The 12,917-nt window shown below is 72.9% G+C and carries 12 protein-coding genes; 9 read left to right on the forward strand and 3 right to left on the reverse strand.

Annotation, left to right across the window (positions count from 1 at the left end):
* Window positions 1–11 precede the first annotated feature (11 nt).
* From ACFWBY_RS08755 to ACFWBY_RS08775, 5 genes are all read left to right on the forward strand, one after another.
* A complete protein-coding gene (locus tag ACFWBY_RS08755) occupies window positions 12–1,739 on the forward strand; it encodes a serine/threonine-protein kinase (RefSeq protein WP_385335798.1) in 1,728 nt (575 codons plus the stop codon).
* A gap of 186 nt (window positions 1,740–1,925) precedes the next feature.
* Window positions 1,926–3,554 carry a succinic semialdehyde dehydrogenase gene (locus ACFWBY_RS08760; protein ID WP_385343271.1) on the forward strand — a complete coding sequence of 543 codons (1,629 nt, stop codon included), beginning with the start codon at window positions 1,926–1,928 and terminating at the stop codon, window positions 3,552–3,554.
* 25 nt (window positions 3,555–3,579) lie between these two features.
* A complete protein-coding gene (locus tag ACFWBY_RS08765; protein ID WP_385343273.1) occupies window positions 3,580–5,379 on the forward strand; it encodes a GMC oxidoreductase in 1,800 nt (599 codons plus the stop codon).
* 166 nt (window positions 5,380–5,545) lie between these two features.
* Window positions 5,546–5,764, forward strand: a complete 219-nt coding sequence (locus tag ACFWBY_RS08770; RefSeq protein ID WP_385343276.1) for a hypothetical protein — start codon at window positions 5,546–5,548, stop codon at window positions 5,762–5,764.
* Window positions 5,765–5,844: 80 nt separating this feature from the next.
* On the forward strand, window positions 5,845–5,988 hold the full coding sequence (locus tag ACFWBY_RS08775; RefSeq protein ID WP_385343279.1) for a hypothetical protein: 144 nt from the start codon (window positions 5,845–5,847) through the stop codon (window positions 5,986–5,988).
* 267 nt (window positions 5,989–6,255) lie between these two features.
* Here the strand turns inward: ACFWBY_RS08775 and ACFWBY_RS08780 are convergent, their stop codons facing one another.
* A complete protein-coding gene (locus ACFWBY_RS08780; protein ID WP_385343281.1) occupies window positions 6,256–6,513 on the reverse strand; it encodes a chorismate mutase in 258 nt (85 codons plus the stop codon).
* Window positions 6,514–6,810: 297 nt separating this feature from the next.
* Here ACFWBY_RS08780 and guaA point away from each other — a divergent pair, with 297 nt between their 5' ends.
* The 4 genes from guaA (at window position 6,811) to ACFWBY_RS08800 (ending at window position 11,281) form a co-directional block, all read left to right on the forward strand.
* A complete protein-coding gene (gene guaA / locus ACFWBY_RS08785) occupies window positions 6,811–8,397 on the forward strand; it encodes a glutamine-hydrolyzing GMP synthase (protein WP_385343284.1) in 1,587 nt (528 codons plus the stop codon).
* A gap of 268 nt (window positions 8,398–8,665) precedes the next feature.
* Window positions 8,666–9,379: a class II aldolase/adducin family protein gene (locus ACFWBY_RS08790; protein ID WP_385343325.1), complete on the forward strand. Its 714-nt coding sequence runs from the start codon at window positions 8,666–8,668 to the stop codon at window positions 9,377–9,379.
* Between the two features lie 96 nt (window positions 9,380–9,475).
* The gene (locus ACFWBY_RS08795) at window positions 9,476–10,747 is read left to right on the forward strand and encodes a hypothetical protein (RefSeq protein ID WP_385343287.1); all 1,272 of its coding nucleotides are present in this window, start codon (window positions 9,476–9,478) and stop codon (window positions 10,745–10,747) included.
* Window positions 10,748–10,765: 18 nt separating this feature from the next.
* Window positions 10,766–11,281 carry a DoxX family protein gene (locus tag ACFWBY_RS08800; RefSeq protein ID WP_385343290.1) on the forward strand — a complete coding sequence of 172 codons (516 nt, stop codon included), beginning with the start codon at window positions 10,766–10,768 and terminating at the stop codon, window positions 11,279–11,281.
* Here ACFWBY_RS08800 and ACFWBY_RS08805 read toward each other — a convergent pair.
* Window positions 11,227–11,451: a hypothetical protein gene (locus tag ACFWBY_RS08805; RefSeq protein WP_385343292.1), complete on the reverse strand. Its 225-nt coding sequence runs from the start codon at window positions 11,449–11,451 to the stop codon at window positions 11,227–11,229. The genes ACFWBY_RS08800 and ACFWBY_RS08805 overlap by 55 nt on opposite strands.
* The gene (locus ACFWBY_RS08810; RefSeq protein WP_385343295.1) at window positions 11,438–12,811 is read right to left on the reverse strand and encodes a PspC domain-containing protein; all 1,374 of its coding nucleotides are present in this window, start codon (window positions 12,809–12,811) and stop codon (window positions 11,438–11,440) included. The genes ACFWBY_RS08805 and ACFWBY_RS08810 overlap by 14 nt, the downstream gene beginning before the upstream one ends.
* Between the last annotated feature and the right edge of the window lie 106 nt (window positions 12,812–12,917).

A 12,917-nucleotide genomic window follows, 5' to 3' on the forward strand; every position in this document is an offset into this window, starting at 1 on the left:
GGCGGGGTTTCGTGGAACAGCAGACAGGCGCGGGTGCGGTGCTCGCGGGCCGGTACCGGCTCGTGGAGCCCATCGGCAGGGGCGGCATGGGCAAGGTGTGGCGCGCGCACGACGAGCTGCTGCACAGGACCGTCGCCGTCAAGGAGCTGACGGCGGGTCTCTACGTCGCCCAGGCCGACCGGGACGTCATGCACGCCCGGACGCAGAAGGAGGCCCGGGCCGCGGCCCGGATCCAGCATCCGGCCGTCGTCACCGTCCACGACGTGCTGGAACACGACGACCGGCCGTGGATCGTCATGGAGTACATCGACGGGCCCTCCCTCGCGGACGCGGCGAAGACGGCCGGCCGCATCGAGCCCCGTGAGGCGGCCCGGATCGGACTGCACGTGCTCGGCGCGCTGCGTGCCGCGCACGCGGTCGGCGTACTGCACCGGGACGTGAAGCCGGGCAACGTGATGCTCGCCAAGGACGGGCGGGTGATGCTCGCGGACTTCGGCATCGCCGCCATCGAGGGCGACTCGTCCATCACGCGCACCGGCGAACTCGTCGGCTCCATCGACTACCTGGCCCCCGAACGGGTCACGGGCGGCTCCCCCGACCCGGCCTCCGACCTGTGGTCGCTCGGTGCGACGCTCTACACCGCCGTCGAGGCCCGCTCGCCCTTCCGCCGGACGTCGCCCATCTCCAGCCTCCAGGCCGTGGTGAACGAGGATCCGCCCGCCCCGACCCACGCGGGCGCGCTGGCCCCGGTCATCACCGCGCTGCTGCGCAAGGACCCGGCGCAGCGGCCGTCGGCCGCCGAGGCCGAGCAGATGCTGTTGCAGGCGATGGAGGGCCGGGAGCCGAAGGCGGCGCACGCGTACGTACCGACGCGCGCGCTGGGCTCCGAGGAGCTGGCCACCGCACGGAACGAGCCCTCGGACACGGCCGCGCTGCCCGGGGAGCAGGGACCGGCGCAGGGGCACGGAAACGGGGACGGGAACGGGGACGGGAACGGGCAGGGGCACGCGCAGGGGCCGGAGGCCGGCCGTGCCCCGGCGGCCAGGTCGGCGGACTCCGCCGATCCTGCCCGCGGCCGCGTCAGGCGCGCGGCGGTCGTCGCGCTGGTTGCGGCGCTGATCGGTGGCGGCGGGGTGTTCGGAGTGCTGAAGTACACCGGTGACGCGAGCGCCGAGGGCGCCGGCACGGGCTCGGGCTCGGGTAAGACGACGAGTTCGCCCGACGCCTCACCCGACGCCTCGCCCGGTGCGGGGGAGGGCAAGGGGCAGAAGGAAGCGGTCGCTCCGGCCGGCTGGCGCAAGGTCGTCGATCCGGCGGGCTTCACCCTCTTCGTGCCGAACGGCTGGACGCGGCGGGTGGACGGGACGCAGATCGACTACACGCCGGACAGCGGCCAGCATTTCATCCGGCTCGCGGTGAATCCGAAGCCGGAGTTCGAGAACCCGTACGCGCACATGCTGGACCTGGAGAAGCAGGTGGCCAAGCGCTCCGACTACGTGCGCCTGACGCTGCACCCGAACACCTTCCGGGGCCAGGTCAAGGCCGCGCTGTGGGAGTTCAGCCTGACGGAGAAGTCGGGGGTGATCGCCGGGCCCCGGCGGGCCGTCGAGCAGATGTACTTCGAGCAGGACGGCACCGAGTACGCGGTGTACATGTCGGGTCCGGCGGCGGACTGGGAGACGACCCGGTCGCAGTTCGACATCGTGCTCAGCGGCTGGCAGCCGGCGCCGGCCGGCTGAACCCGCGGCGGGCCGCCGGCGCCCCCGCCCGGTCGCGCCGGTCGGCGCCCCCGCCCGGCACCGCCGCGGGCCCCGGCCTCGCGGGCCCCGGTTTCCGCCATCCTGCCAGTGATCACTGGCGGAAATGGCAAAATCCGGTTACCGGCGGGTACCCAAAGCACCCCCGAGCGCAATACGCTCACGGCCATGACGGACACGCAGGCCCCGGCCCCCCTCCGCAGCGCCCCGAAGCCCACCAACCCGGTCGCCCCGGCCCCGGCCGGCGCCCGGAACGCCGCCGACGTGGTGACCCCCGAACTGGTCACCCGGCTGACCCGCGGCGTAGCCGGCTCCGGCCGCACCGCCAACCACAGCCCCTTCACCGGGGACAAGCTCGCGGACCTCCCCGAGTCCACTCCCGAGGACGTGGCCGCCGCCTTCGCCGCGGCCCGCGCCGCGCAGCCCGCCTGGGCGGCCGTACCCGTCCGCGCGCGGGCGGCCGTACTGCTGCGCTTCCACGACCTGGTCCTGTCCCGGCAGGCCGAGGTGCTCGACCTGATCCAGCTGGAGACCGGCAAGGCCCGCCTGCACGCCCACGAGGAGGTCCTGGCCGTCTCGATCGCCGCCCGCCACTACGGCCGCAAGGCGCCCTCGTACCTGCGGCCCAAGGGCCACACCGGCGCCATGCCGACCCTCACCAAGGTCACCGAGCTGCGCCAGCCGCGCGGGGTCATCGGCCAGATAGCCCCCTGGAACTACCCCCTCGAACTGTCCATCGGCGACGCCCTGCCCGCGTTCGTCGCCGGCAACGCCGTCGTCATGAAGCCCGACACCGAGACCGCGCTCACCGCCCTATGGGCCCGCGACCTGATGATCGAGGCCGGCCTGCCGGCCGAGGTGTTCCAGATCGTCCTCGGTGAGGGCCCGGTCGTCGGCCCCGAGGTGGTCCGCAACGCCGACTACGTCTCCTTCACCGGCTCCACGCGCACCGGCCGCGAGGTCGCCCAGGGCGCGGCCGCCCGCCTGATCGGCGCCTCCCTCGAACTCGGCGGCAAGAACGCCATGCTGGTCCTGCGCGACGCCGACGTGGAGAAGGCCGCCGCCGGCGCCGTCCGCGCGTGCTTCTCCTCCGCCGGCCAGCTCTGCATCTCCATCGAGCGGCTGTACGTCCACTCCTCGATCGCGGACGAGTTCGTCGCCCGGTTCGCCGCCCGTACCAAGGCCATGCGCCTGGGCTCCTCCCTCGCCTACGGCGCCGACATGGGCTCCCTGGCCGGCGAGCGCCAGCTCGAGGCCGTGCAGCGGCACGTGGACGACGCCGTCGCCAAGGGCGCCACCCTCGTCGCGGGCGGAGTCGCGCGCCCCGACATCGGCCCGCTCTTCTACGAGCCGACCATCCTCGACGGGGTCGAGGCCCCGATGGCGGTGTGCGGGGAGGAGACCTTCGGCCCGGTCGTCTCCATCTACCGCTTCACCGACGAGGACGAGGTCATCGAGGAAGCCAACGGGACCGCCTACGGCCTGAACTCCAGCGTGTGGACGAAGGACGCCCGCCGCGGCCACGCCGTATCGGCCCGCCTGCGCACTGGCACGGTCAACATCAACGAGGGCTACGCCCCCGCCTACGGCAGCGCCCAAGCGCCCATGGGCGGCATGAAGGAATCCGGTCTGGGCCGCCGCCACGGCTCCGAGGGCATCCTCAAGTACACCGAGGCCCAGACCGTCGCCCAGCAGCGGCTGCTGCCGATGGCGCCGTCGCTCGGCATGGACGACGAGAAGTACGCGGCGTTCATGACCCGCAGCCTCCAGGTCATGAAGGCGTTCCGGCTCCGCTAGTCCGTTCCGCTCGGGAGGCACCGCAGTGTCGTACGACAACGACAGCAACTACGACTACGACGTCATCGTCATCGGATCGGGTTTCGGGGGGTCGGTCTCGGCACTGCGGCTCACCGAGAAGGGGTACCGGGTCGGCGTCCTGGAGGCGGGGCGCCGCTTCACCCGCGAGACCCTGCCGAAGAACAGCTGGGACCTGCGCAACTACCTGTGGGCGCCGGCGCTCGGGCTGTACGGGATCCAGCGGATCCACCTCCTCGGCAACGTGATGGTCCTCGCGGGCGCCGGGGTGGGCGGCGGCTCGCTCAACTACGCCAACACCCTCTACGTGCCGCCCACCGCCTTCTTCGAGGACCGGCAGTGGGCGTCCATCACGGACTGGCAGGGCGAGCTCGCCCCGTACTACGACCAGGCCAAGCGGATGCTGGGGGTGCGCCTCAACCCGACGATGACCCCCTCCGACGTGCACCTCAAGGCCGCTGCCGCGCAGATGGGCGTCGCGGACTCCTTCCACATGGCCCCGGTCGGCGTCTTCTTCGGAGACGGCGACGATGCCGGTGGGCAGCCGAAGGTCCGTCCCGGGGACGAGGTCGCCGACCCGTACTTCGGCGGCGCCGGCCCCGCCCGCAAGGCCTGCACCGAGTGCGGCGAGTGCATGACCGGCTGCCGGCACGGCGCGAAGAACACACTGAACGAGAACTACCTGCACCTCGCGGAGCGCGCCGGCGCCGTCATCCACCCCATGACCACCGTCACCGCCCTCTCCGAGCACCCCGGTGGCGGCTACCGCGTCCGGACGGTCCCCACCGACGGCCGCCGCCGGGGCAAGGCCAAGGTGCTGCGCGCCCGCTACGTCGTCGTCGCGGCGGGCACCTACGGCACCCAGACCCTGCTGCACACGATGAAGGACCTCGGCGAGCTGCCCCGCCTGTCGGACCGGCTCGGCGACCTGACCCGGACCAACTCCGAAGGCCTCGTAGGGGCGCAGACCGACGACCGCCGCTACCGCAAGCGGCACGGGAAGGACCGGCGGGCCGACTTCACCCGGGGCGTCGCCATCACCTCCTCCGTTCACCCGAACGCCGACACGCACATCGAGCCGGTGCGCTACGGCAAGGGGTCGAACGCGATGGGATTCATGACGATCCTCCAGGTGCCCTATGCGAAGCACCGGGTCCGGGCCTGGTTCGGGCGGACCGCCAGGCACCCGGTGCAGTTGCTGCGCTCGCTGTCCAACCGGCGCTGGTCGGAGCGGACCATCATCGGCCTGGTCATGCAGTCCCTCGACAACTCCCTGACCACCTACCGCAAGCCCGGCGGCATAGGGAAGGGCCTGCTCACCGCCCGCCAGGGCCACGGCGCGCCCAATCCGGTGCAGATCGCCGAGGCCACCCGGGCGGCGACGCTGCTCGCGCGGGAGATCAACGGATTTCCGGGCAGCAACGTCGGCGAGCTGATGGGGACCCCGCTGACGGCCCACTTCCTCGGCGGCTGCGCCATCGGCGCCTCACCCGAGGAGGGCGTGGTCGACCCGTACCACCGGCTCTACGGGCACCCGGGCATCTCGGTGGTGGACGGCTCGGCCGTCTCCGCGAACCTCGGGGTCAACCCGTCGCTGACGATCACGGCGCAGGCGGAGCGGGCGATGTCCTACTGGCCGAACAACGGCGAGAGCGATCCGAGGCCGCAACAGGGCGCGGCCTACGTCCGCCTGGAAGCCGTGGAGCCGACCCGCCCGGCCGTTCCGAAGGAGGCCTTCGGGGCGCTGCGGCTGCCGTTCCTGGCGGTACCGCCGGTTCCGCCGCGCACGACGGAACCGGCCGAATGAGCGCGGCGGGTACGGCGCTCCCCCTCCGAGCGCCGTACCCGCCGCGGTACATAAGTGACAGGCGTTCCGCCCTGATGGTTGTACCGGAATCCGAGAGACCGGTCTGTGGCCTGCGTCACGTAGTGAAGCCCGCAACCAGGGGCGTGTCCGATGGTCGAGGTGGCATGTGAAAGCGCACTCCTGCAAGCAGTGGGGGATCTGGGCGCACGGCGAGAACATCGTGTCCCTGGACCTCGCCGCCGCCAAGGACAGCAAGGTCGGTACGGCCGTCGGCCTGACGATGACCGGCCGGGCGGACGGCGCCACCTTCAAGCCCGCCACCACCAAGGTCAAGGTCGGGGGCCCCGACCTGGTGATGGAGCAGGCCGCCTCAAGGCGAAGCTGATCCCGGGGTGCCCCGCGCTACTTCTGCGCGACCAGGTCGGCTCCGCACCCCCGTCGGCCACGCCGGACAGGAGCAACGGGGTGGGTAGCGGTGCCACGCCCAAGGGCGGCCTCGCCGGCGCCGGCACCACCGCCGGGCCGCTCCTGATCGGCGGCGCGGCACTCGTCGCCGCCGGTGGCGCCGTGTTCCTGGTGTTCCGCCGCAGGGTCACCGGGCGCGCGTGACGCTACAAGCGACAGAAGAACGGCCGGCCCGGGGCGTCCCCCGGGCCGGCCGTCTCCTTCGGTGACCGGGCTGCTGTCCCCTGCCGTCCGGTCACGCGCGGGAGCGAGGTCCCACGACGCGCGCTCCACGGGGCGCACGCCTCATCGCTCCAGCGGAGCCACGCGTGGTGATGCGGTCCCGCGCCTGGCTGGCGCGGACATCCGCATCAACGAAGGGCCCCGGGGGCGGTCACGGTCCGGACGGGTGACGAACAGGCGTCACGGGCCTCACACCCGGCCCCGGCACAGCTCCAGCAGGGTCATGGCGAGCGAGGTGCCGGGCTTGCCGAGGGCGTCGCTCCAGTGGCTCAGGACCTCCATCTCCCGTGACAGGTGCACGCGGCGCCCGCCCGAACCGATCCGGGCCTCCTGGATGACGGCCGAGACGGCCATCCGCTCCTGGATCAGGCCGATGATGCGGTCGTCGAGGGCGTCGATCCGCTCGCGGGAGTCGGCGATCAGCTGCTCGGGGGTGGTCGTGGTCATGGTCGGTCTCCTGTCGGGTGGGGCCCGCAGGTCCGGAGGAACGCCAGAGCGCCCCGGTCCTGTCGGACCGGGGCGCTCTGGGAAGTCAGTGGCTCAAGCGAGCGTCACGATGACCCATGGCGACCGGACCGGCCGGTGCCATAGGTAAAGAGGAAGCTCAGCTGCTTGCGCACGGAACGGATTATTGCGCTCTGTCCCGCTCAGGGCCAAGTCGATTCGGATGGTGAGACGAAGAGGGGTGTATGTCCCCCGTTAGAATCGACAAAACAGCCACCTCTTCCGCCGGAAGGCCGTCCCGTGCCAGAAGCACCCTCCGCCGCCCACGACAGCGCCCCGGACACGGTTCTCGTCGTCGACTTCGGCGCCCAGTACGCCCAGCTCATCGCCCGCCGCGTCCGCGAGGCACGGGTCTACTCCGAGATCGTGCCCAGCACGATGCCCCTGGCCGAGATGCTGGCCAAGAACCCCAAGGCGATCATCCTCTCCGGCGGCCCGTCCTCCGTGTACGAGGAAGGCGCCCCCCAGCTCGACGGCGGCATCTTCGAGGCCGGGGTCCCCGTCTTCGGCATGTGCTACGGCTTCCAGCTGATGGCGACGACCCTCGGCGGTACCGTCGACAACACCGGCGCCCGCGAGTACGGCCGCACCCCGCTGGCCGTCTCCAAGGCCGGCTCCACCCTCTTCGAGGGCACCCCCGAGAACCAGTCGGTGTGGATGTCCCACGGGGACGCCTGCTCCGCGGCGCCCGAAGGCTTCACCGTCACCGCTTCGACCAACGTCGTACCGGTCGCGGCCTTCGAGAACGACGAGAAGAAGCTGTACGGCGTGCAGTACCACCCCGAGGTGATGCACTCCACGCACGGCCAGCAGATCCTGGAGCACTTCCTCTACCGCGGCGCCGGCCTGCGGCCCACCTGGACCACCGGCAACATCGTCGAGGAGCAGGTCGCGGCCATCCGCGAGCAGGTCGGCGACAAGCGCGCCATCTGCGGCCTCTCCGGCGGCGTGGACTCCGCGGTCGCCGCAGCGCTCGTACAGAAGGCCATCGGCTCGCAGCTCACCTGCGTCTACGTCGACCACGGCCTGATGCGCAAGGGCGAGACCGAGCAGGTCGAGAAGGACTTCGTCGCGGCCACCGGCGTCCAGCTGAAGGTCGTCGACGCCCAGGAGCGCTTCCTGAACGCGCTGGCCGGCGTCTCCGACCCGGAGACCAAGCGCAAGATCATCGGCCGCGAGTTCATCCGCGTCTTCGAGCAGGCGCAGGCCGAGATCATCGCCGAGGGCGGCGCGGACGTGGCCTTCCTCGTCCAGGGCACCCTGTACCCGGACGTCGTCGAGTCCGGCGGCGGCACCGGCACCGCGAACATCAAGTCCCACCACAACGTGGGCGGCCTCCCCGACGACATCGAGTTCGAGCTCGTCGAGCCGCTGCGCCAGCTGTTCAAGGACGAGGTCCGGATGGTCGGCCAGGAGCTCGGCCTGCCCGACGAGATCGTCCAGCGCCAGCCCTTCCCGGGCCCGGGCCTCGGCATCCGCATCGTCGGCGAGGTCACCAAGGAGCGCCTGGACCTGCTCCGCGAGGCCGACGCCATCGCCCGCCACGAGCTCACCGCGGCCGGCCTGGACCGCGAGATCTGGCAGTGCCCGGTCGTCCTGCTCGCGGACGTCCGCAGCGTCGGCGTCCAGGGCGACGGCCGCACCTACGGCCACCCGATCGTGCTGCGCCCCGTCTCCTCCGAGGACGCGATGACCGCGGACTGGACGCGCATGCCGTACGAGGTCCTGGCGCGGATCTCCACCCGCATCACCAACGAGGTGCCGGACGTCAACCGCGTGGTCCTGGACTGCACGAGCAAGCCGCCGGGCACCATCGAGTGGGAGTAGTCCCACCCCGTACGCAGTAGGTGACGAGGCCGCCGTTCCCCACCAGGGAGCGGCGGCCTCGCCGCGTGTCCGGCCGTACGTATGGTCTCTTCGCCCGCTCGCCGGTACCTTGCGCCGCGACCTTGAAGGAGGGGCCATGGCCGAGCAACCCGCACGCGCAGGCGAGGGGGTCGTCGCACCCGCACCCGCACCCGGACTCGCACCCGGGGCCCCGCCCGCACCCGGCGCTCCGCCCGGGCCCGTGCCCGTCGAGCGTCTGGGATTCGAGATGCCGCCCGCGTTCGCCACGGCCGGAGAGGAGCGGGCGCACCGCAAGGAGCGGCTCGCCGGGGCGCTGCGGCTCCTGGGGCGGCTCGGCTTCGAGGACGGGGTGGGCGGGCACGTCAGCGCCCGGGACCCGGAGTTCGAGGACTGCTACTGGGTCAACCCCTTCGGCCGGGCCTTCGGCTCGGTCGGCCCCGGCGACCTGCTGCTGGTCGACGGGGAGGGGCGGGTCCGCCACGGGGAGCGCCGGGTCAACCAGCTGGCCTTCGCCGTGCACGCCGCCGTCCACCGGGCCCGGCCGGAGGTGGTGGCCGTCGTCCGCACGCAGGCCCCGTACGGCCGGGCGCTCGCCGCGCTCGGCGAACTGATCGCCCCGGTCACCCAGGAGGCCTGCGCCTTTTACGAGGACCACGCGCTGCTCGACGAGTACGCGGGCGCCGAGGACGCCGCGCGGATCGCGGGCGCGCTGGGCCCGTACAAGGCGCTGGTCCTGCGCAACCAAGGGCTGCTGACCGTCGGCGACTCCGTGGACGCCGCGACCTGGTGGTTCATCGCGGCGGAGCGGGCCGCGCAGGTGCAGCTGATCGCGCGGGCGGCCGGGAAAGCGGTGCTCATCAGCCACCACGGCGCGGTCGCCACGCGGGAGCGGTTCGGTACCGACCTGGCGGCCTGGGTGAACTGCCAGCCGCTGCTGGAACGGGTGGCGTCAACATCATGAACGGTTAATCACCTGCTCTGACATCGTGCGCAATCCGGAGCACTGCCGCAGTGGTGCACAATTCGCTGGCATTGCACCGTAGTTCAGAGAGGCGGCATGTTCGTGGCGGTCCAAGAGATCTCCCGACCCACCCATGGCGGCAGCTGCACCTGCGAGGACTGCCCGCACGGGGCGCGCGAAGGGCACCGGCGCGCGGTCGCCGCGTTCCTGGAGAAGCGCGACGAGTTCGCCGCCGGGCAGGGGCTGCCCGCCGCCGTCGCCCGCTCCGCCGGGGCGTCCCGGCAGTGGGTGTCCGACGAGCTGACCCTGTCCGCGCGCACGGTCGCCGACCGGGGCAGGGAGGCCGGGCACTCCTGGCTGTACCTGCTCTCGCGGCGGGCCGTGCTCGCCGTGTGGATCGCCGCCGGAGTGCTGCTGCTGGTCCAGGTCGGTACCGCGCTCGGCACCGGTTGGTCCACTGCGCGCACGGCAGGGCTGCTGGCCGTGCTCACGCTGGCCGCCCTGCTGACGGTGGCGGCGCGCGCGCAGACCGTCCGGGGCGGGCTGCTGGCCCCGCTGGTCGGCGAGGACAACCGGCTGTCCACCTCCAAGGTGGTGCCCAGTGCCTGGCTCGTCCTCACCGCGTTCGCGACGCTGCTGCCCGCGCTGCGGCTCGCGGCCTCCTCACCCGGGCCGGAGCGCCAAGCCCTGTACGCGGGCTTCGCGCTCGACCGGGCGCTGCCGCTGCTGGCGGTGCTCGCCCTGACCTCGGCGGTGGCGGTGCTGGTGCGCCGCGTGGTCTCCGTACGGATCATGGGGCAGCGGCTGCAGAAGCTGCCGGCGGACCGGCCGGCCGGGGCCGACCTGCTGACGGACGACGCGGGCCGGGGCTCCTTCCCGGACGCCCAGTACGTGCTCGTCTCCACGGTGGTCCTGGCCTACGCGGCGGTGTCGCTGGCCCGCTTCCCGGACCGGCTGCCGCAGCTGCCGTGGGCCCTGGCGCTGCTGGTTGCCCTGTCGGCGGCCGTGTACCTGGCGGCGAAGTACGCCGAGGGCAGCCGCCCCCTGGTGCTGTCGGTGGTGCGCAGACGCGAGCCCGGGGACCTGGACGCGGCGATCCGCCCGGGGGACGACATCGAGATCCGGGGCGTGGGTTTCGTGCCGCCGGGCGCGCAGACGCCGGAGATGCTGGCGCGCCTCGTGGTCCGGGTCGGTGCGGTGCACGTGCACGTGCCGCTGGTCCCGGTGGCGGGAGGTTTCACCAACCCCTCCGACGCGGTGCTGACCGTGCCGGTGCCCGCCGAAGTGGAACCGGGGCGCATCGAGGTCCAAGTGGTCACCGCCGCCGGAGTGGAATCCAACCGCTGCACCATCGACGTGGCCGAGTGAATTGGGTACACATGTCGCGTGACCCGAACTGACGTCCCCTCCGGCGCCCGCGCCGACGAAGCCGTGGGCCTGCGCGCAGGCGCCGCCCGCCACGCTCTCCTGCCCCTGCGGATCTTCCTCGGCGTGACCTTCGTCTACGCGGGTCTCGACAAGCTGACCGACTCCGCGTTCCTCTCCGCCACCGGCGACGGCTCCATCGGCGAGCTGATGCGCGGGGTGCGCGACACCTCGGCCATCCCGGCCCTGGTGGACCTGGCGCTCAAGGCGCCCGTCGGCTTCGCCGTCGCCCTGGCCATCGGGGAACTCCTGGTCGGCCTGGGTGTCCTCGCCGGCTTCCTGACCCGGATCGCGGCCGTCGGCGGGGCGCTGATCTCGCTCAGCCTGTGGCTCACGGTGTCCTGGGCGGTGACCCCGTACTACTACGGCAACGACCTGGCCTACCTCATGGCCTGGACCCCGCTGATCCTCGCCGGGGCGCCCTACCTGTCGCTGGACTCGCTGATCCGCTCGCGCCGGTCGCGGCGCACGGCATAGGTCACCAGGCCGACCACGGAGGCGAACGCGAGCCCGCCCAGGGTCATCAGGAGGACGAGGAACCAGGGCGGGTCTGCCTCTCCGGCCGCGCCGAGCAGATAGAGCACGCCCGCCGCCATCAGGACCAGGCCCGCGATCAGCCGTCCCGGCTGGAACTCATGACGCCGCACGGGCCACCTCCACCTGTCCCACACCCGCGTTGAGGTGCAGCTCGATCGTCCCGCCCGCCTCGGTGCCCGGGGTGGGCGTCAGCGTCTCCCGCCGGGTCTCGCCGTCGTGCTTGACGCGTATCGCGCCATCGGCCTCGCCGGGCATCTGGATGTCACCCAACCTCACGGTCGCCTCCACCTGCCCGGTGACCTCTCGCGGCAGGATCACCCGGAGCCGGCCCGCCTCGATGGAGGCCCGGACGGGCACGGTGGCGCCCTTGGGCACGTCCAGGTGGCTCAGGTCCAAGGTGGCGAGCCCGGTCCCCGCCTCGTACCGGGGCGCCACGGCGTCGACCGAGGCCGGCCGCCAGTTCACGTCGCGCCAGTCGGTGCCGATCTCCTTGGGCAGGGCCACCGCCCCGGCCAGCAGCCCGGCCGTGATCACCGCGAGGAGCACGGTGCCGAAGCCCGTGCGGCCCTTGACCGAGCTGACCGCCAGACCCAGGCCGAAGACCACGAGGGCGCCGGCCAGGGCGACCTGCAGCGCGTGGCTCAAGGTGCTGCCCTCCCAGACGGAGGCGGCGCCGACGACCCCGGCCAGCAGTGCCAGCGCGAACACCCGGCCGCCGACGCCGCCGCGCGGCGCCGGCCGGACGCGCTCCCCTGCGGGGGCCCGCGCCGGTCCGCCGAGGTCGTCCGGGGCCGGATCGGCCGGACCCCACAGATATCCGGTCGAGCCGACCGGTCCCGTGGTGCCGTCCTTGACCAGCGGGTCCCGCCACCAGGACGGCCCGCCGGGCGTGGGCGGCGCCTGGGTCTCGGGCGGCGCAGGACTGTGCACGACCCGGTGGCCGGTGCGCGTGGCCTCCGGCCAGACGAACTCCGCGCCCCCGGCGGCCTTGTCCTGCGGCGCCTGGGCGCCGGTGTGCCGGTGGCGCTGCGACCAGTACGCCCCGCCGGCCAGCGCCAGGGCGGCCAGCACGGAGAAGAGCGCCAGCCCGCCGTTGTCCAGCATCGACAGGAACAGTGCGCAGCCCACCAGTGCGGCGAACACCGCCGCCAGCGTCGCGCCCTCGACCCGCCCCGTCAGCAGCTTCTTCGCCTCGCTGTCCTCCTCGCCCTCCTGGGGCAGCAGCAGCCACGCGAATCCGTAGAAGATCAGACCGACCCCGCCCGTGACCGCGAGGACGCCGAGCACGATCCGGAAGATCACCGGGTCGAGGTGGAAGTACCGGCCGAGGCCGCCGCACACGCCCGCGAGCACCTTGTCGCGCTTGGAGCGGCGCAGGCGCGGGGGAGGGCGCTCGGCGGACGGCGGGCCGCCTGCGGCGCCCGCGCCGGCCCCGGCGTCCGGCGGAGGGGAGTCGTGTACTTCGGTCATGCGTACATGGTGACGGTCCGCCGACGGGCCGGGCATCCGGATCCACCCTGGGACAACCCTGATATCCCCCGGAGAGAAGTGGGGGGCTGCCCTGATGTCGCGGGCA

The sequence above is a fragment of the Streptomyces sp. NPDC060049 genome, from assembly GCF_042736715.1.
Taxonomy (GTDB): domain Bacteria; phylum Actinomycetota; class Actinomycetes; order Streptomycetales; family Streptomycetaceae; genus Streptomyces.

Excerpts from the sequence above, each read along its gene's own strand:
- ACFWBY_RS08760 (WP_385343271.1), top strand. The coding sequence starts at position 1,926 with ATGACGGACACGCAGGCCCCGGCCCCCCTCCGCAGCGCCCCGAAGCCC.
- ACFWBY_RS08780 (WP_385343281.1), bottom strand. The coding sequence starts at position 6,513 with ATGACCACGACCACCCCCGAGCAGCTGATCGCCGACTCCCGCGAGCGG.
- ACFWBY_RS08790 (WP_385343325.1), top strand. The coding sequence starts at position 8,666 with ATGCCGCCCGCGTTCGCCACGGCCGGAGAGGAGCGGGCGCACCGCAAG.
- ACFWBY_RS08795 (WP_385343287.1), top strand. The coding sequence starts at position 9,476 with ATGTTCGTGGCGGTCCAAGAGATCTCCCGACCCACCCATGGCGGCAGC.
- ACFWBY_RS08810 (WP_385343295.1), bottom strand. The coding sequence starts at position 12,811 with ATGACCGAAGTACACGACTCCCCTCCGCCGGACGCCGGGGCCGGCGCG.